This window comes from Butyrivibrio sp. (assembly GCF_017635265.1).
Classification (GTDB): domain Bacteria; phylum Bacillota; class Clostridia; order Lachnospirales; family Lachnospiraceae; genus Butyrivibrio.
On sequence record NZ_JAGBLU010000114.1, the window covers coordinates 1 to 22,678 of the forward strand.

25 protein-coding genes, 1 tRNA gene and 2 pseudogenes are annotated in these 22,678 nt (G+C 41.2%); 1 reads left to right on the top strand and 27 read right to left on the bottom strand.

What is annotated here, in order from left to right; translation table 11 throughout:
* Positions 1-358: 358 nt before the first annotated feature.
* The 16 genes from J6O61_RS13885 to J6O61_RS13960 form a co-directional block, all read right to left on the bottom strand.
* Positions 359-1,492 (bottom strand): AAA family ATPase, encoded by a 1,134-nt coding sequence (locus J6O61_RS13885; protein ID WP_292214492.1) that lies wholly within the window; start codon positions 1,490-1,492, stop codon positions 359-361.
* A gap of 67 nt (positions 1,493-1,559) precedes the next feature.
* Positions 1,560-2,414: a HipA domain-containing protein gene (locus J6O61_RS13890; protein ID WP_292214564.1), complete on the bottom strand. Its 855-nt coding sequence runs from the start codon at positions 2,412-2,414 to the stop codon at positions 1,560-1,562.
* Entirely contained in the window at positions 2,393-2,833 is a 441-nt protein-coding gene (locus tag J6O61_RS13895) for a HipA N-terminal domain-containing protein (protein WP_292214494.1), read from the bottom strand. Before J6O61_RS13895 ends, J6O61_RS13890 begins: the two co-directional genes overlap by 22 nt.
* Positions 2,830-3,048, bottom strand: a complete 219-nt coding sequence (locus tag J6O61_RS13900; protein WP_292214496.1) for a helix-turn-helix domain-containing protein — start codon at positions 3,046-3,048, stop codon at positions 2,830-2,832. The genes J6O61_RS13895 and J6O61_RS13900 overlap by 4 nt, the downstream gene beginning before the upstream one ends.
* 120 nt (positions 3,049-3,168) lie before the next feature.
* Positions 3,169-4,017 carry a TIGR02452 family protein gene (locus J6O61_RS13905; protein ID WP_292214499.1) on the bottom strand — a complete coding sequence of 283 codons (849 nt, stop codon included), beginning with the start codon at positions 4,015-4,017 and terminating at the stop codon, positions 3,169-3,171.
* Between the two features lie 198 nt (positions 4,018-4,215).
* A complete protein-coding gene (locus J6O61_RS13910) occupies positions 4,216-5,451 on the bottom strand; it encodes a site-specific integrase (protein WP_292214501.1) in 1,236 nt (411 codons plus the stop codon).
* A gap of 152 nt (positions 5,452-5,603) precedes the next feature.
* Positions 5,604-5,828: a DUF6462 family protein gene (locus tag J6O61_RS13915; protein WP_292214504.1), complete on the bottom strand. Its 225-nt coding sequence runs from the start codon at positions 5,826-5,828 to the stop codon at positions 5,604-5,606.
* A gap of 10 nt (positions 5,829-5,838) precedes the next feature.
* A complete protein-coding gene (locus tag J6O61_RS13920) occupies positions 5,839-6,405 on the bottom strand; it encodes a hypothetical protein (RefSeq protein ID WP_292214506.1) in 567 nt (188 codons plus the stop codon).
* Positions 6,406-6,510: 105 nt separating this feature from the next.
* Positions 6,511-6,885 (bottom strand): helix-turn-helix domain-containing protein, encoded by a 375-nt coding sequence (locus J6O61_RS13925; protein ID WP_292214507.1) that lies wholly within the window; start codon positions 6,883-6,885, stop codon positions 6,511-6,513.
* A gap of 363 nt (positions 6,886-7,248) precedes the next feature.
* Complete coding sequence (locus J6O61_RS13930) at positions 7,249-7,467, bottom strand: hypothetical protein (protein ID WP_292214509.1); 219 nt, start codon at positions 7,465-7,467, stop codon at positions 7,249-7,251.
* 182 nt (positions 7,468-7,649) lie between these two features.
* On the bottom strand, positions 7,650-8,258 hold the full coding sequence (locus J6O61_RS13935) for a hypothetical protein (protein ID WP_292214511.1): 609 nt from the start codon (positions 8,256-8,258) through the stop codon (positions 7,650-7,652).
* 61 nt (positions 8,259-8,319) lie between these two features.
* Positions 8,320-8,718, bottom strand: a complete 399-nt coding sequence (locus J6O61_RS13940) for a helix-turn-helix domain-containing protein (protein ID WP_292214513.1) — start codon at positions 8,716-8,718, stop codon at positions 8,320-8,322.
* A 163-nt stretch (positions 8,719-8,881) separates the two neighbouring features.
* On the bottom strand, positions 8,882-9,271 hold the full coding sequence (locus J6O61_RS13945) for a hypothetical protein (RefSeq protein ID WP_292214515.1): 390 nt from the start codon (positions 9,269-9,271) through the stop codon (positions 8,882-8,884).
* A 19-nt stretch (positions 9,272-9,290) separates the two neighbouring features.
* Positions 9,291-10,247 (bottom strand): hypothetical protein, encoded by a 957-nt coding sequence (locus J6O61_RS13950; protein ID WP_292214517.1) that lies wholly within the window; start codon positions 10,245-10,247, stop codon positions 9,291-9,293.
* A complete protein-coding gene (locus J6O61_RS13955) occupies positions 10,232-10,672 on the bottom strand; it encodes a hypothetical protein (protein ID WP_292214518.1) in 441 nt (146 codons plus the stop codon). The genes J6O61_RS13950 and J6O61_RS13955 overlap by 16 nt, the downstream gene beginning before the upstream one ends.
* Positions 10,673-10,808: 136 nt before the next feature.
* Complete coding sequence (locus tag J6O61_RS13960) at positions 10,809-11,270, bottom strand: hypothetical protein (RefSeq protein WP_292214519.1); 462 nt, start codon at positions 11,268-11,270, stop codon at positions 10,809-10,811.
* Between the two features lie 61 nt (positions 11,271-11,331).
* Here J6O61_RS13960 and J6O61_RS13965 point away from each other — a divergent pair, with 61 nt between their 5' ends.
* Positions 11,332-12,417: a serine/threonine protein kinase gene (locus J6O61_RS13965; RefSeq protein ID WP_292214520.1), complete on the top strand. Its 1,086-nt coding sequence runs from the start codon at positions 11,332-11,334 to the stop codon at positions 12,415-12,417.
* A 130-nt stretch (positions 12,418-12,547) separates the two neighbouring features.
* On the opposite strand, the gene J6O61_RS13970 is transcribed toward J6O61_RS13965, so the two are convergent.
* The 11 genes and pseudogenes from J6O61_RS13970 to J6O61_RS14015 all read right to left on the bottom strand — a co-directional run bounded on the left by J6O61_RS13970 (position 12,548) and on the right by J6O61_RS14015 (position 22,225).
* Positions 12,548-12,895 carry a type II toxin-antitoxin system HicB family antitoxin gene (locus J6O61_RS13970; protein WP_292214521.1) on the bottom strand — a complete coding sequence of 116 codons (348 nt, stop codon included), beginning with the start codon at positions 12,893-12,895 and terminating at the stop codon, positions 12,548-12,550.
* A 19-nt stretch (positions 12,896-12,914) separates the two neighbouring features.
* Positions 12,915-12,995, bottom strand: a pseudogene (locus J6O61_RS19750) (SEC-C metal-binding domain-containing protein); the annotation flags it as partial.
* 1,557 nt (positions 12,996-14,552) lie between these two features.
* A pseudogene (locus tag J6O61_RS19755) lies at positions 14,553-14,888 on the bottom strand (IS1096 element passenger TnpR family protein); the annotation flags it as partial.
* 502 nt (positions 14,889-15,390) lie between these two features.
* Positions 15,391-16,101 carry a metallophosphoesterase gene (locus J6O61_RS13980; RefSeq protein WP_292214524.1) on the bottom strand — a complete coding sequence of 237 codons (711 nt, stop codon included), beginning with the start codon at positions 16,099-16,101 and terminating at the stop codon, positions 15,391-15,393.
* 21 nt (positions 16,102-16,122) lie between these two features.
* Positions 16,123-17,766 carry a hypothetical protein gene (locus tag J6O61_RS13985; protein WP_292214525.1) on the bottom strand — a complete coding sequence of 548 codons (1,644 nt, stop codon included), beginning with the start codon at positions 17,764-17,766 and terminating at the stop codon, positions 16,123-16,125.
* Between the two features lie 378 nt (positions 17,767-18,144).
* A tRNA-Thr gene (locus tag J6O61_RS13990) sits at positions 18,145-18,218 on the bottom strand.
* Positions 18,219-18,318: 100 nt separating this feature from the next.
* Positions 18,319-18,978, bottom strand: a complete 660-nt coding sequence (locus J6O61_RS13995; protein WP_292214527.1) for a hypothetical protein — start codon at positions 18,976-18,978, stop codon at positions 18,319-18,321.
* Between the two features lie 29 nt (positions 18,979-19,007).
* Positions 19,008-19,715: a YkgJ family cysteine cluster protein gene (locus J6O61_RS14000; protein WP_292214529.1), complete on the bottom strand. Its 708-nt coding sequence runs from the start codon at positions 19,713-19,715 to the stop codon at positions 19,008-19,010.
* Between the two features lie 76 nt (positions 19,716-19,791).
* Positions 19,792-20,394, bottom strand: coding sequence for a metallophosphoesterase (locus J6O61_RS14005; RefSeq protein WP_292214530.1), 603 nt, complete (start codon positions 20,392-20,394; stop codon positions 19,792-19,794).
* A gap of 18 nt (positions 20,395-20,412) precedes the next feature.
* Positions 20,413-21,459 (bottom strand): RNA ligase family protein, encoded by a 1,047-nt coding sequence (locus tag J6O61_RS14010; protein ID WP_292214531.1) that lies wholly within the window; start codon positions 21,457-21,459, stop codon positions 20,413-20,415.
* Positions 21,460-21,472: 13 nt separating this feature from the next.
* A complete protein-coding gene (locus tag J6O61_RS14015) occupies positions 21,473-22,225 on the bottom strand; it encodes a tRNA(His) guanylyltransferase Thg1 family protein (protein ID WP_292214533.1) in 753 nt (250 codons plus the stop codon).
* Positions 22,226-22,678: the final 453 nt, after the last annotated feature.

A 22,678-nucleotide genomic window follows, 5' to 3' on the forward strand; every position in this document is an offset into this window, starting at 1 on the left:
GTCGGGATTTTTTCCATCTCATGATACAAATGAGGTTATAGAAGTTATTTGAATGCCTTTCAGGCTAGAGACCTTTTCCGGACTACTGTCCGTTTTGTTCCATAGAGTGCCCTGATTCTGTAGTACAATCTGTGTCAGGACATATGCTATATGCCATTCTATGGAATCTTTTGCCGAGAACTAATTCTGAACATGCCGACCATCCACGACCGGATGACAACACGTTTTCCTTAAATGCATCTCGCAATTGATTTACTACTATATTATAAGCCTTATAGCAGCTGATGTCATCATGTTTTTTGCCGTTTTAAAGCAAAGCCCCGACCGCAAGGTCGAGACTTTATCCTATTGTTAGGGACTAAGAAGTATATTCTGTCATCATTCTTTTCAAATGCATGTATTTCTCATAGGAAGGAACTGTGTCACCAAGCAGCCCACTCTGATAAGCATCGCTTTTCTTAATATCTTTCCTCTTCCATATTGCATCAAGTCTTTTTAGCTTTATTCCGCCCTGATTGTATGTGATGTAAATGCAATCATTTCTATCATATTCATCCAATAGCTCAGGACAGTATGTTGAAAAAATAAGGGCCGATCCATTTCTGTTAATCTTCACATCCATAAAGAATCTTATGAGTGTTGTTACCACACTCCTATCAAGATCATGTTCAATTCCGTCAATGATCATATAACCACCCAGGCGAAGTATTTCCATTGCCTTGGCAAAGACAGCAATTCCCTTTACAGTCCCGGATGAAAGATATTTGTAAAGTTCTCTATAATCGTTGATGTATACTTCCTTTTCACCTTTGAGTCTTAGATGTGCTGATTTTATTCCATTTATAGTTTTGAATGATAATTCCTCCACATTGGGATCAAGAAAAGATAGCAGCTCATCTGGTATTTCCTCACACAATAAGAGAGCACGGCCATCTACATCATGATGGATGTGCTCAAAGATCAGACTATCATTTTGTTTCTTTATCCATGCGACCATAATACTGACATCATCAGATAGATATGGATCATCATTATCTCTCCTTAAAACCAACATGGATTCATCAAATTCCAGAATCTCTTCTCTGGTTCTTGCCACTCCTTTTGATTTTCTAAAAAGCTTTTCCGCTTCAATAATGTATCTTCCATCCTTATAACTGATCGATGTCTCAAGCTTAAAAATGCACTCCTGCGAATAAAACCAGGTTGTTATAACAGCGTTCTCTGTATTTCCGAGGATATCCCTGTTATCTATGTGATTGACAGGCTCGCTGTTCATCATATCAAAGACAAAGTTGATCAGTTTTAATACTGATGTCTTCCCAGAAGCATTAGTTCCAATGATCACGCTTGTAGGATTCTGATAGAGATTTCCAAAAAGCTCATACAAAGATAGTCTGTCTTTTTCATACACTCTTTGCCTGGCTGTGAATCCAATTTCTATTTGTTCTTTAAAGCGTGGCAGTCCCACCGCTTTTATTCCTATAATCTTCATAACAAGCCCTGCAATAGCCTACTTTGTTTCTTCATGAAACAAAGTGGTAATATGACAAATTGTCAGATTACAAGATACCCCTTCTGGCTAGAAGTATCCTGTCACCTATATCCGACGCATTTTCGAATCCAATTGAAGACAGTTCAGCTACCGACTTGCGGATCGAATCCTCGAATCTGTTAAGGACGTCTTCAAAGACATTCATTGCAACTCTTTCTCCAATGCCTACCTGTGAAGCCATTGTTACAAAATCGTCCCTGCCAATTTCATCAAGAGATCTTTTGCCGCCAATGTTAAAAGACATCTCTCTCGTGGAAGCTTCATATATGGCTGTGCTTATCATGTCATATGCCGGAGAGAGCCTCTTTTCTCCAAGATCGTAACTGTATAATAATGAAAAGTTCTTGATATGGGCATCTGTATTCCCGAGCACGTAATCAAAAACGATCCTACGCCACAACTTCAGCTGATCTTCCAACGGATTACCGGAATGGTTCCTGATGATCTCAAACATTCTTGTCACATAGTTATCACCATCTTTTTCATATTTATCTGCAGCCGCAATACAAAGTGCCTGTGCAAAATCTTCCTGATGAAGCCTGAACGGGCGCTTCAGTCCGCCTATGATCTCAGACTTTTCATTTATGACTCTGTCATATCTTTTTGTAGCAAAAAGAACTTCAGAGTCAATGCCTTTCCCCATGTTGATAATAAAACTCTCTGGGATATCGATGCCACACTTAGCCGCAGCCATCATGGACAGCTGCTCATTGGTCACAATCCCATCAAGCCGGATGTGACTCTGCTTGACAATATGCGTGCTCGGAGCGGTTCCACTTGGAAGATACCACTTATCATTTTCCTCATCATAATAAAGCCCGACCTTACCCGAAGCACCGGTTAATGAAAGATGAGTCTTGATAACAAGTTCCGATGATTTGGTCGCCCTTCTGCAGCAAGCTGTCTGACCTGTTCAGAAGATATGACATCATAACCGGTTTTGTCTTCATCACCGGCTTCGCCAATCCTGATAGCCCCGAGGCATTCTTTCCCCAGATAATACAGTATTGACAGATAATCCCTTTCGTCAAAATGCATATTGCTGGCAATGGTTTTTCTCATAAAACCTTCAGGAAGAAGCCCTTCAAAGAATACCTTCGTACGCTCTGCAGAAAATGGCTCTTTTTGAACAGGCAATGATACTGATATTGCTTTGGGATCATTTTGAGTCAGGTACTCCTCATCATAGTGAAACCTTGCATCTTCAAATAATTCCCCTTCAATATATCCAACTGCTACCGGTTTGCCCTGTATTTCAAGAATCACATCATATTTTCTCATTTGTTGCCCCTTGCGTTTATCACAATATCCAGTCCAAGCATGTTCGCCAGATAAATTGCCTTTCCAAGCTCAGCCGTACTCTTTCCATTCTCCAGATCAGAAATAAAACTAATACTGAAACCTGTAAATTCAGATATATAGCGCTGCGTGTATCCAAGCTCTTTCCTGCGTTTCTTCAAAGCCTCACCAAACATTTTAGCATCAGATATGACCATAACAGCTCCTTTTAGCCGTACGGCTTATTCGGGTCAACCGCCTCAAGCAATTAGCCGAACGGCTAATTTTCTACTAATAATAGTATAATATTCGTCGTTCGGCTTAGTCAATGCATTATTTCATCCTGTGTATTTCTGTAAGCTCCGTTCAAATACCTTATAGTTACGGTCATCTCTCGGGCTACAGTAGACTGCAAACTCAATGTTCTTAAACGCATGAATATAGTTTTTGATCACATTCTTAGCAGCCAAAGCCACAACTTCAGGTTTATTCTGGAATGCTCCGCATCCAAATGCACCAAGAACAATTGCCTCTGCTCCGTTTGCAACAGCTGTGTCCAGGATTCGCGACAATCTTCTTTCATGGATCTTCAGAAGGTCCGCATCGCTTACTTTAACTGGCTTAGTACCATCACCGCTATTAAACTGATTCCCGGGGACTGGTCTTAGATTTGGTGCAGCGCAGGTAATGACATCAACACTGTACCAGTCCGGTTCTTCCATAAGCGTTGGATCTGCCGTGTCTGTTTTGAAAACGGTAACTCCCGGCGTATAAATGATATCATCATTATGAATTGGATCCTTCGCAGCTCTGTGTGGATTATAGAAGCCATTCATCATTTCCTTTGTGTTAAGGCAAAAATACAATGTCGAGCACCTGCATAAGCACTCTTCCTGAGCGCTCGAACCTTTTACCACTCCGCCACCAGGATTGGTAGCAGAAGCAAAATTATGAACCGCAGTCTTTAGTCCTCTGTACGCACCCGCAGCCTGAAACGTTCTCTTTTTTGAAACAACTACAGTTGCTTTTTCTTCATTATTAGATGAATCATCTATATTAGTGCCCTCATTTTCCAGTATCAGCTTCTGGCCCTTAACTGAATTGATAATTGATTCAGCAAGTCTTTTGTCCTCTCTGCACATCCTTTCTGTATCTTCAAAAATCAGTACATTTTCATTTCTTCCCATAACAATCCCTCAATATAACATAACTGTGCTCCCATTGCGCACTTCTTCGAGATGTGCCGGAGCTCCTATAAATGACGCTTATTCCTACAACTATTCTACCCTATCAATTTCACAATTTCATTAAACGCGCGGTTGAAAACCAGGCAAAAGAAAAATCCCACGGAACAAATCCGTGGGAGAATCTTCTATATAAAAATGCTAAAGTCCCAGCATACCATTTAGATTCTGGCCAACCTCCTGCTTTTTCTCATCGCTATAATCAGCATAGATATCCATGGTAGTCGAGAAATCTGAGTGTCCCATAACACTCTGTATAAACTTGGGATTGGCTCCTGCTTCGCAGAGCCTCGTACAAAATGTATGTCTAAGCACATGAGCAGTAAAATGTGGAAGAAGGAAAGGCTCACGACCTTCAGCCTCTGCTTCTGCTGTTTCCTTCTTATTGTAAGAGATGATGACGTTCTTAATAGCCTTATTCACTGCGCTGGGTGTAATCATCTTACGCTCAGCTGTAGAAAAAACAAAATCTTTATATCCATCGATCTCTTCTTCACAAAACCCTATACACTTCTGGATCTGATATTCCTGCAGAAATGCATCAAACACTTCCTGGACCATCGGAATAGTGCGCCTACCAGCATCAGTCTTCGTATCAGTGATACGGCGCTCACAATGCCCTTTCTCATCGGGTCTGTTGTTAAACTCATGATCAACATGAATCATACGATTCTTAAAATCCAAATTGCTCCAACAGATTGATACTGCCTCTCCTATACGCATTCCTGTCCCCAACAGAACCGTGATGATCGGAACCCAGCCTTCAAATTCACGACTCTCACGGAGATGCTTCATGAAAGCTTTCTGTTCGTTGATACTCAGCGCCTCACGCTTTGTCGTATCAGATGGAGTGCCTTTCACATCCTTCTTAAGCTCCGCCATAATATCATCCGTCGGGTTGGTCCTGATAAGACCATCCCTGACAGCAACCTTAAATGCCGGGTGAAGCAGAGTGTGTACCCTGTCAACTGTAGATATCTTTACATGCCTCTCATCCAGGAGATAGTAGTAATAGGTTTTTATATCAGTATACTTTACATTTACTATCTTTTTCTTTCCAAAAGGTGTGTCTTTGATATAAGTTTTGTAGGTATTTACATATCCGCCTTTTGTAGTAAGCTTAAGATTTCGCTTCTGATTGAGGTAATTCTCGATCATGTGATTTATTTCAATTGTTGCCGCCATGTGCGGATCGAGCCCATCAAAGTAATCGCGCTGAATACCTTTTTGTTTTTGGCGTAACTCAACTAATGTCTTGGCATAGATGAAATGTCTTTTGCCAAGCCTGTCTACATACGCATATACATATCTCCCATCGGAGCGCTGATACTCACCTTTTTGCAATGCGTATCCTTTTTTATCTTTTCTTGATGCCATGTTTCCTCCTTAACAAAGCGAGGAATGGCCGGTTCATATTACGATTATAATCCATGCCATTCCTCTCTTTCAACATAACTTTTTTAGTTAGCCCCCGCATAAATACTGCTGTTTGGAGTCATTTTCCATTCTATGGAATCATTTTCCGCTCTTTACTTTTTTACCTTAAAGTTTTCTAAATAATCATCAATTATCTGTGTATTAACAAGGCGGACACCCTTTATAGCATATACAGCACCAGCTTCATCTGCCAATGCTCTGAATGCGTGCTTTCCCATCGAGTAAAGCTGTTGTCCCTCCTTGTATCTTACGAACTTCTTCTGACCGGATACTACAAGGTTCTCAAGTTCCGGAATCTCAACTCTTGCTTTTGGCATATTTCCCTCCTTATGCAATCTTACCTTCCAGGTAATTAACCATTTTTCCCTTTATCTTCATTTTGGTTCTATGAACCATCTGTACTGCTGTTTCAACTGACACTCCAAGTTCATCAGCCATGTCAACATAGCCTTTATTCCCCTCAAGATATGGGATAAAATAAGATTTCTCCCTGTCACTAAGTCGACCGAGCTGTCCTCTGAACAAATAGTAGTGTCGTCTCATGGCATCCAGCAGATAAGCCTCATTAACATATTCAGTTTTTCTGTTACATCCATTAAGAACACCGCCGGAAAAATCGCAGGTCACAACTGCACGTCTAATCTCATCACGTCCGGTCACTGTATCTCCCGTTGGATCCGAATGACCTGAAGTCTGAACTCTTACTCCAAGCGCAAGCTTTTCAGCTCTCCTGTTATTGATCTGTTCATCTTCTATGACAAACACCAGGCCATCAACGCTGCTTTCAATTATCCCGAGAAACACTTCATAATAATTGCATATTATGTCTACTCTCCCGGATGCGTCGGACTCTGAGTATTTGTCCACAATGCTTTCCCCATAAGATTTGACCATACACGCTCCTTTCCAGATTATTCTCACAGCATGCTGTCTCAAGACATTTTCATGATAACGTATGGAGCATGTGAAGGATGTATACTATCTGCACCCCCGCGTGTATTATTTGCAACCTTTCATTTCATCTTGTTCCTTTTCAAAAACGTCTCGTATTGCCTCGACCTGCTTTACCGCCAGTTTCCTTAACTTTTCTTCTTTAATCCCGGAATACGCATCCACAAGTCTTCTCACTCCTATTCTTTCCTGTGAACAGTCAAACCTTTCTCCCATTACAATCCAATCAATAGTCACGTTGAATTTCTCTGCATATGCCATAGCCACAGCAAGAGTTATTTCTCTTTTTCCACGCTCATATCCTGAGACCGAGCATCTATCCGCAAAATGAATTTCCTTAGCCAATTGCCTTTGAGTCAGTCCTGCTCCCTCTCTCAACATCCTGAGTCTCTCTCCTACTGTTTCTGTGTTTTTAGTTCCCATTTCATTCTCCTTTTCCGGAGTCTGAAAACGGAAAACTCACCACTGCCCAGTGCTATATGTTTTGACAACAAAAAAGAAAGCCTGCAAAACGATAATGAAAACAGACCATACATAAATATGGTTTCATTTTCCGTTTTGCAGACTTCCCCTGCGTAATTTCAGCATCCAAGCACTAGGCAAACTCTTGGAGCATGCATGGGCAGGTCAGTCAAATCCCAATTGGGATGCTATTTTGCACTCAAATGCAATGCTCCTCACAGTATGCAATTGTATAATCCCCCAAATAAGAAAACCGTTTAAAGATTTATAGCTTCAATATAGAAGAAACACATCTATATCAATTTGCTAAACCGCATTTTTCAATTACGTTGTTGCAGCTCCACGATTGATAAGAGCTCTAAGCCTCTCTGATATCCGGTTATCTTCAATAACCGTAACCTTCTCGGCATTGATTATTACTCTGTAGATTCTCCTACACACCGGACACTTCATCCAACCATCTGTCATAAAACTGTGCGAAATCGGATTTCCATCATAGGTACAACAAGCAACGCGTATTGTCTGTGCAGTTTCCTTATTCAATTGTAAAACTCCTCCTTTATAAATACCTTTTTTCATATTCTGTTTCCAAAACAATGGTATTATAACAGCATTAAGGAAACCTATCTTCCGAAAAGACTCCGAAGGCTCTCCGAATAAACTCCGAAAAGACTCCGAAATTCATCCGAAATAAAAAAGGCTTAAAAACGGCCTATCATTTAGCACTATAATTCATCAAGCGGAGTCAGATCATTCAAATCTTCTTCATTCTTAGGAATCTCCTTGTATGGAATAATGCCTTTTGCCATATCCTCATACTGCCTTCTCTTCACATACTTCCACATCAGTACTCCAAGTAGAATTATCGCAATTTCCAGCCTGTCATAAAACGTGGAGCTGGAGATTCCCATATCGGTATAGATATCTATCTGTTTTTCCTTTTTACCATCAAAATAAAAGTAGCACCGACTTAAAATTTCTTTGTAATTTGGTCCCAAAACTCTGAAATTACCAACCTCATCAAGGATCATTTCAACCTTTCCTCTGAACCATGGCTTCTTGATGATGTTATCGATTAGCATATCCCGCTCTTTTTCAGTCTGGTCAATAGGTTTTGTCAGAACTTCAAAGAAAATGTCCCTGTCATTATGCTTATCCTGAGTGATTTCCTCCTCAGTCTGTGGTACCTGCGCATCTTTAGTGGCTTCATAATTCTTGTCACCAAAGTCTTCGCACAAAGGTTTACAAAGCTCAAAGACTTTACCCTCAGAAAATCCCTCTGCCCTACACATCTTTGCAACTTCAACGTAATCTTTAGATTTCCTCTTTGGCATGTGATCACCCTCTCTCATAAAAAACTAAGGAAGAAAAACATGTCCCCGTTTTTCTTCCCTGTCAATGGTTCTTCTTGAATAACCCTAATTTTTCATACCTTGCTTCCTCTTTTTTTACCTGCTCCAATTCCTTTTTTGTCATCATTCCCGACATAAAGTCTATAACTCTTTCCTGCCTTTGCTCAGTAAATTTTTGGGCATACATCATAATTCTCGTCTGCGTTGGAGTAAGAGTCATTTTAGGAGAAGGCGTTATATCAAAAGCAAAAAAATCCCCAACAGTAATTCCAAAGCCCTTACATAATTTGTCAAGCGTTTCTATTTTGGGGCAGCTTTTTCGTTTAAAAATATCTGTAACAGTCGTCGTGGGAAGACCAGATACCTTAGCAAGATGGGTAGGGCTCCAATCACGTTCATCTAACAGCATCATTATCCTGCGCTGAACTTCCGCACCATTCATGGAATCATCTCCTTTCAAATGAAAGTGATCACTCCATTATTCTCTCAAAATAGTCGTTCCTAAATAATCAGCTGCGCCTTACAATCCATCGTGTTGAAACGACTACCCTATAAATGTGAAAAGACCTCTTAAAGAGGCCTTTTCTCGTTCATATATATCGTTCTTACTGCTGGTCCATCCTTCCAGAATCAGGATCATCATTTTTCTTCTTACCAGTAATCAGTGCCACAACAGCAAGTCCTGCATTTATAAGACACCATCCCGACCAGATTACCAGATCGGAATAGCTTCCATAGTTGGCAAAGCCAATGAGAGCAGCCAAGCCGAATATCACGATCAGGGCTATGCTTCCACCTTTGCCTGCGGACTTTCTGACAACTATCGATACAATACCTCCGGCAATCATGGCAATTGCAACCAGGAATCCTGCAGAACCTGAGACTTCCCCATTCTCAGAGAGCGCATTTGAAACCCCTGCAGCGCATGACTGTAGCAAAACAATCAGGCTGAGCACAATCGACAATATCCCCGCTATCAATCTCCACATCTTCATTTCACAAACCTCCTGCTGGTCAAAACTTTATAGTGATAACATCCGAGTCAAAGATCTCATCCCAGGACTTTTGGTCAAAGATATGGAAGTAGAGCTCGACATCGGTTATATCTGTAATTCCATTTTCCTCCAGACTTGAGCTGAAGAAGGTAACTGCGCTTATAGCTTTTTTACTGGCTACAACATCCTCAGACATTGATGTATCAACCATAAAACCATTAACAGATACATCTCTAACCTGGATAGTAATATCCTTGTCAGAATTGTTCTCGACGTACAGAATGACTCCTGGACCAAAGACAGAATTCTCGTCAGATAAGCCTTTCCCAACGATCTTCACATCATTTGTATCCACAAGCACTTCGCCTGAATCGTCATAGTTCTGAACATAACCATCAGCGATAGATGTATCAATCTTTATCACATCGGTATCAACGATTTCATCCCATGTCTCTGAATCAAAAATATGGAAAATGAATTCCATAGTTGCGATCTGCTCAATACCGCATTCCTTAAGACCAGATGTCTGGAATGTCAGTCCATCATTGGACTTCTTGCCGGCAGCTACATCTGCAGACATCATGGTATCAACCATGTAGCCGTTTACATTGGCATTCCTTGCCTGCACTGTGATTCCCTTGGCGGAGTTATTCTCAATAAGAAGAGTAAGCTTTGTTCCTGCCCAGGAATCCTCCATGCCGGTTGCTGTAATCTTGATATCATTCTCATCAAAGAGAACCTGCTCTTCTATTGTTGCTCCGGATGCTTCCTTTTTTACCTCTTCCGTAGTTTCCTCAGACTTTGCCTCTTCTGACTTGGCTTCATCAGTGCCATTGCCTTCAGAATCAGAAGACGTTGTCACACTTGATATCTTCTTGTCTCCATCAGAGCTGGAAGATGAGCCGCTTCCAATAGCCATAGACGCAAAAAGCACCAGACATAATACCACCGCTAACCATTTCATTTTGTTTCGCATATATTCCTTGCCTCCTCATAATGTGTTTTTATAATAAGAGCAGCAAAAGCTTCCGCCAGCGCCTCGACCAAAATATCCAATAGATCAAAACACCCTGGGATTATTGGAAAAAGTTGAATAACTTCCATGACTGTGGAAAACAGAATGGCAATCACGAAAGCCATTTTAAGTTTTGCTGCGTTATTACCAATAGCAAAATACAATGCAAAAACCAAAGCATATGCCCAAAGAACATCTAGCAGGTAATATCTGACAAACTGCCATATTCCGCCATGTAGTGTTCCCCGTCCTGACAACACGGGCATTCCCCATAATGACCTGACTGCCTCAACAAAAATCACATCCGGTGATGTGAGACAATAGATGACTGCTCCCAAGAGGAGCGGAACGGTGATATTAGATACAAGAAATATTCTTCTCTTCATGATCGCCTTCTACACAAAAACAGCATATAAAAAACTCCCTGCCACAATGAGTCTTACAGAATATCGTAACTTTTAACTCATTATAGCAAGGAGTTTTCCTCTCCGTTGCCCCTGTAACGGTGGTAAAATATTTGGCTTAATCCTGCACTCCGCTGGTACGTAGTGGTGCAAGTCCATGTTCTTTCAGCATTGTATTGACCTCGATTATACTGCCGGGCTTTTCATTGAACGCTATCATCACAAGAGCGTCCCTTTCATACTTGGCATATAGCTCAGCCATTCCATATTTCTTCAAAGCCCTCTGAGTTTCCTGAAGGGTGAAGTCTGCTGCATAGCAGATCCTCAGTATAACATCCCTCTGTTTGGTGTGCTTTTCGCCGGACAGCAGCTTATACCCATACCTTTCAGGGACATCCGCCTTAAGGAATACTGTCTGCTGCGTAATACCTTTCTCCGACAGCTTTCCCTTTACATATGATGAAAAGGAATTTGAATCAGACAGCATACTGTCCTTATTATTCTGGACATAGGAATCATAATCTGATAAGTGTGTTTTCCCTAAAACCTTCTCCAATTCGTTCGTGTCTTTTTCCTGCATACGCACCTCCAAACCGTGTTAAAATAAATTATATCAAGTTTTCAAGAAAGGGGATGTAATCGTGGATTTATCTCAGCGCCTGTCAATTTCATATTACAAGACAATCGCAACGATTAATGAGCCCCATAAAATATACTTGGTCCAGCACCAGGAAACCGGTAAGTTCTATGTTAAAAAAATCCTTGATGTCTACTCGATTGAAGTATATATGTATCTCAAATCCAATCCCATCACAGGCATCCCTCGTATCATCGATTTCTGTGAAGAGGATAATACCCTTACTCTGATAGAGGAGTATGTTTCAGGAACCACTCTTAAGGAAAAGATCGAGTCCGGAAAGCTCACCGCTGATCAGATTGGGAACTATATGATCAATCTGTGTGAGATACTTGAAAGGCTTCATTCACATACTCCTGCTCTTATACACAGGGACATCAAACCTTCAAATATCATCATAAGCAGCTATGACAACGTAATGCTCCTTGATTTCAATGCCGCCAAATGTAGTTCCGGCGATATTAATCATGGTGCTGATACTGTACTTCTTGGTACTCAGGGCTATGCAGCTCCCGAGCAGTACGGCTTTGGTGAATCATCACCGCAAACCGATATCTATTCTCTTGGCATTATCATAAGAGAAGCATCCGCTTCACTTATGATAAAAACACATAAATTCGATTCCATCATCAGCAAGTGTACCCAGATGGATCCTTCAAGACGTTACCACTCAGCAAAAGAGCTAAAAGTCGCGCTCATGAGACTCATGGGAAAAGATCTTGCTCCTGAGGCAGAACAGGTCTCAATAACTTCATATTTACCACCCGGCTTTAGAACAATGACACCAGGTAAGATGATTGTTGCCATCCCGGTTTATATTCTTATCTTCTCCCTATGCTTCACGCTCGAAGTTAAGGATACTTCAGGTGCTGCTCTGTGGCTTGAACGGATAGCTCTGCTGATCATCTTTCTTGGAGATATCTTTATCGGATATAATTACCTCGGAATACAACGGATATTCCCGCCATGCCGAAGCAGTAACAGGCTTGTCCGTACCATTGGTACCGCCGCTCTAATAGCCATATATTCCGTAGTGATGTTTTTCCTTCTGATGTTATTGGAAATCATCATCTTCCATGCCGGTACTTGAAATATAACATAAACCGCTAAAGAAAGTTGCCACCGCTACAGTGGCAACTTTTTGCTGTACTCCCGACGGCGCACAACAAAAAGGACGATACTTCTATAAGTATCGCCCTTTAAGCTATTTCAGTTGCATATTATCCCTCGAGAATTCCAAGTTCATCATCTATAGCCCTCGATACAAATTGATTTATCGTAATACCCTCATTTGCGGCATATAAGGCTATCTTTTTGTGCTGCTCAGGTTTGATACGCACATTGAAAGAGCCCTTAAACTCTCTTTCAGGTTCTTTTCCTACTTGTTTACAATAATAAAGGTAATTATCTATACAATCGTGCATTGCCTGGGTAAGCTCTTTTACTGATTCTCCGTGAAAGTTCAAGGAGTCATTGATGCCAAGTACATGACCAATGAAAATCTGATCTTCCTGGTCAAACTCTACTTTTGCATGATACCCATTGTATTCCATCAGTGAACTAATCATTCTATCTCACCTACTTCATTTACGCTTTTCTGCCACAGCACTTTTTGAATTTCTTCCCGCTCCCGCATGGACATGGGTCATTTGGATAAACCTTCTTTGTCATTGGGACAACATTCCCTCCCATGCCTTGTGGGAATACTGCTGATTGAAGCTTCGTGGCATCTGATTCGGTATCTACCTTGAAGCCCATCTTCTCCATCTCATTTTTTCCGGCATTTAAAAAGTTTGCTGCCTCAGTGCTCATTGGTACAATCGTTGGGAACTCCTTTATGTCCGGAGGGAAAAGATGCGCCATCTCTTCTGGAGTATGTCCTCTGAAGCAAAACATTCGTGTATTGTTATGTACTGCTATTATGAGCTTAGAGAATGTCTCAACATCCTTTTCCGATCTGAGGGACAACCCATGCTCTTTTAGAATATCAACATAATCCGATATACTGTCATTCATGGGAAATATCTTGGCTGCCATATGGCACATTTCTGCTGAGATATCTTCGTCCCATCCAAGTCCGCGGGTATAGTATTCATAAAGCTTTTTGTAGGCGGGATCATCAGCCGGATAATACTCCTTCATAAATGCTTCAATGTTATCTTCTGATGGTATGTAATACCCTACATCTCTCATCCCTTTTTCTATATTTTTATATAGATCATTTTTCACAACTTCTTTGGCTATCACCTTGTCGCCATGAAGCACACAGGGCAGATACTCCGAGGGTATTTCATCAAAAAGAGGCTTAAGCGCATCTATTCCGATATCCATTCCATCTTTTTGCTTAAAAATCCTGTACAGCTGTTTAAGGGGAATAACTACATGTATGAACCGTGCATAACTCAGGCATTTATACAGCCATCTTGCCTGTTTCCGAATTTTCCGATAATCACCCTGACTAATAGTTTCATACGCATGTGCAATTCCGACCGTCACACCTACATAGCCATCTTCATAAGCTATATAGTAATTACGATCATAAATATTCTCATATTTATCCCAATCCTCATCAGTGCAGAAAACACCCTGCTTTTTGATAACATCCTCAAAGGTGTCCAATTCCTCTTCGGTCGTCCAAAATAATTGCTTTTTCATGGTTTCCGGCAGTAAAAGTTTTTCTGCCAGCTCTTTTGCAAGCTTCTTCCTGTTTTTTTCAGTGGTCTGATAATGAATATCTTTAGCAACATCCATCAGATCTTCAAGAGAATAGGTTGCCAAAAAAGCTGAAAGAGAGGTATGCCGTGGAGTTTCTTCAGATTCTGAGAGATCTGCGCCATCATTCCTTCTGTTAGTTATACTATTAAGTGTGTCAGCGATATATCCCCTGTCTGCTGCACTTCCATTGTCATACAGCATCTGGATTTTATCTGCCATCTCCTGTAAATAGCTATTCACTGATGGTTCTACATGAGATTTCCCGCTGACAGGATTTCTGCTGTATACAATACCTTTCCCTGACTGTATTCTTGATGCTGTCTGTGTGTGCCCAGCAAAAGAGTTTTCTCCTTCAACAAGATAGTAGCTTTTGCCAAGTTCCTCATTTATTGCATACGCATCCGTAAAGAAAGGATCATTCTCCATTGACACTTCCTTTACTATTATGGGAGACTGTACCTCTCTTCCTTTGCCAGCACCAGGGTTGCTTACTGTTGCCTTCACTACAAGCTTTTCTATTTCCAGACGGTATTCTGGAATCTGCTCCATGTCCAGTATCCTGAAAGTGAACCACTTTTCCTTGTCAAGGTAATCATTCACAAAGGTCTCTGCAGCATCATATGCTGAATAATAAAAATCTGCCGGAAGGCGATTCCCCTCCCTGTATTCAGCAAGTCGTTCTTTCTTTGTATAAAACTCGAACTCAAATGTTTCAAGAAGAGGTATTTCGAGCACCTCCTCCAATATCACTGCCATCTGTGAGAATGTAATGCCTGAGGGTATGAGTATTCTTCTCCAGATTGGTGGTTTACTGTTTTTCCTTATGGCTTTTATCTGATAAAACATGAGTAATCCCCTTATATAATGCTTTGACTACAACTATTATGGCATTGTATGCGGGGATAATGTCAATCTTTTTCCTGAACTCATCCTTGCTAATCTCAACCACGAGTTAATAGAAATCCATATTGATCTACAGTAAAATGATATTGAGTTGTGTACCTGATAACTACCAATGACAATATCACAGGGATAAATATGGAGAAATCAAATCGATACAGGGTAAATCCCACTTGTCCTTTCTGTAAAGAGGAGCATGAATGCTGGGACATTACTCTATCTGACGAGGAACAGAAATTACTTGATTCATATTACGAGTCCACAAAAGGACGCAGGGCGCAATATTCAGGTTTAGCCAATATGCTAAAGGACATTGAAGAAAAACCGCTAATCGTGACACGTACCTTGCGATGCGGGATATGTCATAATAGCTTTACTGCTAATGTTGTTGTTTTTAAAGAGGATACGCTTTCCAAGTTCAGCCCCGTTAATCCTAAATACCATCAGACTAATTGAGTTCCTTCGCTTCTTCAAAAGTTCTCTTCACAGTATCAACTATATACAGTTTCTGATTACCATAAGCAGATCCATCGGAATAAGTGGAGAATAGATCCAGAGACAGAACACCACCAAAGTCAAGTGGCTCCTCCACCGGAGTATGCCCAACTACCTGGTAAAAAATATCATCCCTGAACATCCTATAAAAATCGGATTGCGGACGAGCCCAAATTGGAGAACTATTTCTCCAAAGCTGATTTTTCCCCATGCGGTTTACATTGGCAAGAATGCTTTCGACATCCTTAATATGATAACCACAAGCGTGAAGTACAAATGACTCAGTCAGACCAGCATGACTAAAAAGAGTATCATCAATCCTGTGAACAAACTTATACCTGTCTTCTACAACTTGCTCCAGCTTTGTTATACCCTCAATTACCGTCTCCCTTGCTTGTATTGAGAAGCCGGATTCCATTGCATCCCACAAATATGAAACGTCGTGGTTCCCATAGCACCACAGAGAGTTCTCATGATCCCCGCCAAACTCAACTGCCCGATCCAATGTTTCCTTATAGGCATCAAGGTCGTTTCCTTTCCCCCAGTCATCTACAAGATCTCCGAGGATTACTATTGTGTCAAAAGAACTCTTATCTACTTTTTCTGCTTTATCAAAGATCCAGGGCTTTAGATGCACATCTGGAATCACTAATACTCTGCTCAAAATGCGTGCTCCTTAATTCCTTTACGAATACTCCTTCGCCAGCTCTCCGCTATACTCATAGAAATCATCATTAATCACAAAAGCCACGCCCATGTTTGAAAGGTCACGAGATTCCATTTTGGTTCTCATGACAGAATAATAACGCCCAAAAGAATCTTTATTATCGGCAATATTATTAAAAATCGCGTCCCAATCACAGTCTCTGATCATCAGGTAATGGTTATTATCTGCCACCCATTTCATCCTACTTTTCGGCGTTGCTTCCATCAGCTCTCGGTACTCATCCTCATCAATAAGCTTATCAAGAAATTGCCTTGAAAGCCCGACGTTCTTTTTTATTGTTTCAGGCATTGTATCGCCCTTTTTGTAAAACTTCGCCTGCCCCAGATCTGTAATATCAAACTCTTCCTTCTCCTGAAGAATCGCTTCTTCTTTCTTTTTGACAACAGCATTAAATGTTTTTGACGGGTCCTGTTGGTAAACATTCTTCAACTCTTCGTCTGAAAGATTGTCAGCATTACTTAAATCGAGTTCAATTTGTTTCTTTTCTTTTTCAAGATACTCATCTATGATTATGTCCACGTCGCACTTATTGCCAATTCTTTTATTCAGCGAGCTTCTAATCTGATCAATTGGAATAAATCTGTCTATCTTTTTGTTTCGTGCTCCCGCAAACGCGAATTGTGCAAGCATAGACCAAATACTATAGGGCGCTGGATTCTCCTGGTCAGTTTTTAAAACGTCTTCACAATCCTTATCAGGCAAATAGAGTTTAGCATCCATTATTCTGATTACAAAGTCCTCATACTGTTTTTTTCCTTGTTCTTTATCAAACACTATGAACTGACACAACTTATCAAAATCAAATCCACCGATAAGATAATTGCTTAAGCAATCGTCAAAAGCATACGTCCCTACAGGACTGTTATAAAACTTTTTGCGCCAATACTCATCCAATGCAGTTTCTGAAAAATGCGCTCTTAGGCAATCCCAAAAACTGTTGTCCTTTGTCCCGAGAAAAACATAATCAAATGCTTCCATTTTTTCAACATCTGCAATATCCAGTTCTCTAAGCCTCTTCATAAGCCTATTCATGTCGCACCTTGCTGGGATATCAATTTTCTTCTTCAAATATACATTTGCCATTTCGACAGCTTTCCTGCACTGTCCTCTTGTAATATCCCCGCTAACAAAAGCTTTTTTGCCAAGCCTGTCCTCAATAAGACAAGCTATTGCCAAAAGGTACATATGATAAGGCTCGCCCTGAGTTTTATTGCCCCATAGCCAGTAAGAATTGTCAAACCTCTCATCGTCCTCATCATAGTCCAGAAATTGAGGAAGATATGCCATCATAGCATCTCCTGCCTCAGGATTATAATATTTATCCTCAACAAGCTCTCTGGGAGTATAATCTGTTTCTGCTCGCCTCAGCGTATTATAATCTCCGCTTGCATACCATCCTCTAGTCTCTTCGTTTGAAAACTCATCTATTTCTATAGTTTCTTTTGTAGGAACCAGACAAAAAATCTCGATACCTTTTTTGCTTATGGTCTTAGTTTCGGCAAGCGGAAACTTTTTAGCCAGAAATAATGTCTCCTTGTATACCTTCTCCCATTCTTCCTTTGTAACTGCTTTGGATATCTTTATGTTTATGTATATTCCCACGCTTTTCACCTCTCAGTTCATTGATACTATCTAATTTTATCGCACCAATGCTGAGATTGCAGTTAACTCGTAGTTGATAAAACCATCCTATCGTTCTATTTACGTAATAATACACAGCATCTTATATTGCTCATAATATTTGCTCATAAAAATGCCCACAACACAGCCATGAGGGCAACTTCAGGTCAACCGGTTTAGCGCCTTAACCTTTACCATGGATTTCAACATATCTCTATGTCTAAAGCACGTTTGCAGTTTCCAATTAAAGATTCAAGTAAGTACAATTAACCAGTGAGTATTCACAGTTAAACCAAAACCTAAAACAGTTAATTCGGAGGTCGTTTTGCGAGTCGACCTGCTCTTCCCCAGCATTTGGGGATTCAGAAGCTGGATTCGAACCAGCGACTTCAAGCTCACTAGGCTTGCGTGCTATCCAACTGCACCATTCCGAATTTCCAGTATTTACAGTACTGGCCTCAATTGTAACTTAACCCTGTTACAGGGAAACCGGGTTTGAAGTTTTCGTGTTGCAGGCATTATCCTTTTTATTGTTCAGATTACGATAAAAGTTGTTGCATTAGAAACCTTTATCTGAGTATCCAGCTCGGTCAGAAGAGTATCTCTCTTTTCCCTAAGCATCGCTGTCTTCTTCTGTACGTCAAGCGGATCCACAAGTTCAGTGGTATTCTCTTTCACATAAGCTTCTACCACCTCAAGAGGCTTCTCATCCTTTACTTTTGTATCCTTACCCAGAATAGAAAGTCTCATACTCTCTGCAGTAGACTGAAGCTGTTTATTCTTAAGCTCAGCAAGATTAACTCTCTTATTGAAATCTGATTCCATCTTTTCCTGAAGAGCAGCCTCAAAATCTGCTTCTCCATCATATGATCCAACACCGCGCAGTCTGCTTCTAAGAGAGATAGCTCCCGCAACGGTGAATTCACCATATGTGGTATTAATCTTAGTATTGGCATTGGATGCCACAATAGCAGCATCAATTCTCTGAAATCTGTCAATCAGATCCTGGATCTGCTGAAATGCGCTCTCTGCATCCTTGGCAAATTCCTCTCTTGATACCCTTGCATCGAGCACCTTCTCTTCATTAGGTTTGATTGTATCTACAAAGTTTGCCTTTGAAATCTTGTCATTGATTTTCTTTACAAGCAGGTCTCTTTCATCAAGAGCCTGAGTTACAAGCATTTTATCTGCCATTTTCTTCCTCCTTGTTTACTCATTCTTAGTTATGATTTTTGGTAGGTCATGATAGTATTTTCAAGCATTGAGATCATCTTTCCAGCCAGAATGCCATTTTCTTTTACCTGCGGAAGCAACGGCTGATCCACGTGGTAACGCAAGTATAAAATCTGGGCAATGCCTGATAGCATCTCATTGCCCAACTCACCAGGCAGCTTCGGCAATATTTCTCGTATACGTTCTGAGATTTCCATGACAATGTCCTGCCATGCAGCAAACCATTGCTCGCTCTCCTCAAGATTGAACCCTCCCATCCATTCGCGAGGAGTATGGATTTCATCATCATAGCCGCAGTCAGTCGGCTGAAGGATATAAAATATATCAGTTCTATCATTCTGACGGGAAGCACATCTCCCAAGCGGAAACAATGCGCATACGGAAGGCTTGTACATATGAATCCCGCAACGATTGTCATCATTCAGGAATGGACATCTGCCGTTATCCTCACGCATCACCAAAGATACCAGCGGAAATTTACTTGTCTCACCAAGAAATAAAAAGCCATACTTATCCATAGCATCTGGTAAAGGTTCTTCTAATGCTTTTGAAATCCTGCACAGATCAAACGGGGATAAAAGAATATCCGCCCGGTCTTTACAACACTCCCCACATTGATCACATCTGAACAAGAATTCATCATCTGACTTCAGCGGATGATGCATAAGTTCTTCAACCATTTTCTGCCTGTCATTCATATTCTGCCATTGCCTCCTAGACAAGTTTTACTCAAGTATTCACTATTATTGTATCTGTGAATTCCAAGCATCTCAATTAACGCGTGGTTGATAAAATAGGAGCCGGATTCTTCTCCATTTTCTTGGCCTTTTTATCTATGGCATGATCAATCGTTACTCTGTGAATACTGTCGATATCTGACAGAATGCCATCCTTTATAAGCTTCCCGAGATTAACAGGAGTATAGTCACAGACATTTGCAGCAAGGTTCAGATGCTTGCAGCCATCCTTGTATGCCTCAATGTTATTATGGTCATGACCATGGATGTTCAGACACCATGAGAGTCCATAGACCGGTTCATGAGATAAAAGAATCTTTTCTGCAATAAAGAGAGGTCCTGCATATATCTCGTCGAAGCAGTCAGTATACTCTCCCCGCCTGTCGTGATTGCCAAGAAGAAGAATCTTTTTCCTAACTTTGAGTTCCTTAATATACTCTGGTCTACCTACATCTCCAAGGCAGACGAAGGTATCATTTTTCATGATGGTCTTGTTGATAATATCTATCTGCTCCCTCGGAGTAATCCACCCAGGATCCATAAATTTACAGTCATCGTCATCAAAGTGCATATCCGAAAGTATATAAACTGAGCCTTTTTCGGACCAATGCCTGAAAGGTTCATAAAGTGTTGATATCATGCAGCCTCCCTTCCGCGGTCAGTCGTCATTCTTGATCAGGTATTTGTTGTTTATTACCTTCATGGAAAGCGGGCCGCTAAGTGTGTATGAATGTACAGGCTCTTTTGGCCTTATAACAATTCCTTCCCGGACAGTTCCGTTGTATCCGATACCATCAGCCCTTGTTAAAAGAGCCTGCTCATCCGGATACTTCGTAAGAAGATCTTCTCCCTCTTCCTCGACAGGAACCATCTTGCAACCAACATACTCGCATATAGCCCTGAGCATATCCAGGTTAGTTCTCTTGTCATTTACTCTTGCTGTAAACACGAACCATTCAGGGGTCTTTAACTTAAGCCTGTTCTTCTGGATTCCTTCTCCACACCATTCTCCCTGAAGCACAATGCTCTGAATTTCGTTCTCCTTGGCATATTCCTCCATCTTCTCAGGGATTCCCTTAGACTTAACGTACTCAACAAATGAAGACTTACCATCATCCTTGTAGGTGAAGTTATGCCCCGTGTAGGAAACCTCATCATCTCTTACTCCAACAGAATGACTTGATCCATCCAGCTTGGTCGTGATGTAGTATGGAAGCCCTGCAAACTCCTTAAGAAGTTCTGGTGCTGACTGGATTCTGGTTTCATCAGTTTTAGGAATATATCCTGGCCTGTCTCCGATTATTGTTCCTGATGATCCAACCCTTTCAGGCATCTCCCACTCGCGAACTCCAAGGATTTCTGTCACATCCATCCCCTCGGTTAGTTCTATTCCGTTCAGCTTGGGAAGTTTATCAATTCCAAGGCATAATCCCTGGGATATCTCTCCTCTGAACTTCATGGTCTTAAGCTTGAAGCCTTCTCCCATATATTCATTATTCTTGTAAGAGTTCTTTCTAAGAAACTCAAATTCCTCGCATATTGGCAGGAAAGAGTCTATCTCAAAATAGACCACCAAGTCCCCAACATGAAACTCATTCTTTCCTCCAACACACTTCCATCCAAGTACCTGAACAAGCTCAAGCCTGTCTGCGTCAGATATTGGAAATACTCCATTTACTCTCTGTATTGATGCTAACTTTCTCATCTTTCTATACCCCTCAAGTAAATCTCCGAATAAGCCTGCCGTATTCATCTCCGAATGGTAGCTCATAATCTACGTGTATCCTGTTACGTGTCGTGATCCTTGTTTCGCCTGTAAGTGGATTAAGCCCTTCTTTTTTATATTCTTCCATCCACATACCTACACCGCGTTTCTGCCATGAGGGCAGCTTATCATAGTTGATTCCTCTACTGAAAAGGAGTTCATTTTTATATGCCACTCCTTTGCCTTTTAACTCCGAAGTTGCTTTATGAACTGATGCGCCTTCCTTTCGCAGCATCCAGTAGCAATGTGAATTAAGAGCATTTCTGTTTGCATCTTCCTGTCTCCATCGAAAGTAATCTTCCACTCTTTCTGCATTCGGAAGCGGTACCATTCTACAGTCAAATGTCGCTGCCATGCCAAGCTCAAGAGAAAAGACCGCGCTGGCTTCTGCTGCAAGCGTCGAGTTATACTTACGCACCTTCCTTCCAAAGGTATCCTCATCAGCCGCAAACAATAACGAAATCTCATCACTTTCTGTATAGGCGTAAACCACTCTGAATCCGCAATCCATTAGCTCCTTTGTGGTCTTTACCATCATATCCCTAAACTTTTCATCAAAAGGAGCTTCAAAATGACAAACCTCCTTTGTAAGCCTTGTAAATCCCCTCCCATCAAGTCTCGCTACCATGAAAATATCTGGAAGAATAACCTGATCTAAAGACTGCTCATAAACACGCATCTTTGAATCCATCTCATCAAAACGCATCTTTCACTTCTCCCTGCTATACTTATTTCCCTAACTCTTAAATCCGACTGTCACGGCGAAGCCCTAACGGTGGACCCGATCTGATTTTCACACCACCTCCAGATTAGTGTGTCGGCGCACATCCATCTAATTAAATGATAGCCTCATAGCTGCTGCTTCTCAATTAACTCGTGGTTTAAAGCCTGGTCGCGGGGACAGGTCGCAGGCATCCGGGGGATGCCACGCTTGCGACTCCGAGCACTGCGCAGGGAACCTGCTATCGCTGAGGTTATGAGCCTCGCATGGTAATTCCGTTCCACTTCCCCGCAATGAAAACGACTCTACAGAGAATTGAACTCTGATCTCCGGATAGACAGTCCGGCATAATAGCCTTTATACCATAGAGTCATATAAAGCCGGATGAAGGATGTGCGCCCTCCTCTGATGGTTACAAATCACCTGCATCGCTATCTA

What these genes read in the sequence shown, in the direction of transcription:
- J6O61_RS13885 (WP_292214492.1), bottom strand. Translation starts at nt 1,492, where the DNA reads ATGAAGATTATAGGAATAAAAGCGGTGGGACTGCCACGCTTTAAAGAA.
- J6O61_RS13895 (WP_292214494.1), bottom strand. Translation starts at nt 2,833, where the DNA reads ATGAGAAAATATGATGTGATTCTTGAAATACAGGGCAAACCGGTAGCA.
- J6O61_RS13900 (WP_292214496.1), bottom strand. Translation starts at nt 3,048, where the DNA reads ATGGTCATATCTGATGCTAAAATGTTTGGTGAGGCTTTGAAGAAACGC.
- J6O61_RS13905 (WP_292214499.1), bottom strand. Translation starts at nt 4,017, where the DNA reads ATGGGAAGAAATGAAAATGTACTGATTTTTGAAGATACAGAAAGGATG.
- J6O61_RS13910 (WP_292214501.1), bottom strand. Translation starts at nt 5,451, where the DNA reads ATGGCATCAAGAAAAGATAAAAAAGGATACGCATTGCAAAAAGGTGAG.
- J6O61_RS13915 (WP_292214504.1), bottom strand. Translation starts at nt 5,828, where the DNA reads ATGCCAAAAGCAAGAGTTGAGATTCCGGAACTTGAGAACCTTGTAGTA.
- J6O61_RS13920 (WP_292214506.1), bottom strand. Translation starts at nt 6,405, where the DNA reads ATGGTCAAATCTTATGGGGAAAGCATTGTGGACAAATACTCAGAGTCC.
- J6O61_RS13925 (WP_292214507.1), bottom strand. Translation starts at nt 6,885, where the DNA reads ATGGGAACTAAAAACACAGAAACAGTAGGAGAGAGACTCAGGATGTTG.
- J6O61_RS13935 (WP_292214511.1), bottom strand. Translation starts at nt 8,258, where the DNA reads ATGCCAAAGAGGAAATCTAAAGATTACGTTGAAGTTGCAAAGATGTGT.
- J6O61_RS13940 (WP_292214513.1), bottom strand. Translation starts at nt 8,718, where the DNA reads ATGAATGGTGCGGAAGTTCAGCGCAGGATAATGATGCTGTTAGATGAA.
- J6O61_RS13945 (WP_292214515.1), bottom strand. Translation starts at nt 9,271, where the DNA reads ATGAAGATGTGGAGATTGATAGCGGGGATATTGTCGATTGTGCTCAGC.
- J6O61_RS13950 (WP_292214517.1), bottom strand. Translation starts at nt 10,247, where the DNA reads ATGCGAAACAAAATGAAATGGTTAGCGGTGGTATTATGTCTGGTGCTT.
- J6O61_RS13955 (WP_292214518.1), bottom strand. Translation starts at nt 10,672, where the DNA reads ATGAAGAGAAGAATATTTCTTGTATCTAATATCACCGTTCCGCTCCTC.
- J6O61_RS13960 (WP_292214519.1), bottom strand. Translation starts at nt 11,270, where the DNA reads ATGCAGGAAAAAGACACGAACGAATTGGAGAAGGTTTTAGGGAAAACA.
- J6O61_RS13970 (WP_292214521.1), bottom strand. Translation starts at nt 12,895, where the DNA reads ATGATTAGTTCACTGATGGAATACAATGGGTATCATGCAAAAGTAGAG.
- J6O61_RS13995 (WP_292214527.1), bottom strand. Translation starts at nt 18,978, where the DNA reads ATGGCAGATAAAATGCTTGTAACTCAGGCTCTTGATGAAAGAGACCTG.
- J6O61_RS14000 (WP_292214529.1), bottom strand. Translation starts at nt 19,715, where the DNA reads ATGAATGACAGGCAGAAAATGGTTGAAGAACTTATGCATCATCCGCTG.
- J6O61_RS14005 (WP_292214530.1), bottom strand. Translation starts at nt 20,394, where the DNA reads ATGATATCAACACTTTATGAACCTTTCAGGCATTGGTCCGAAAAAGGC.
- J6O61_RS14010 (WP_292214531.1), bottom strand. Translation starts at nt 21,459, where the DNA reads ATGAGAAAGTTAGCATCAATACAGAGAGTAAATGGAGTATTTCCAATA.
- J6O61_RS14015 (WP_292214533.1), bottom strand. Translation starts at nt 22,225, where the DNA reads ATGCGTTTTGATGAGATGGATTCAAAGATGCGTGTTTATGAGCAGTCT.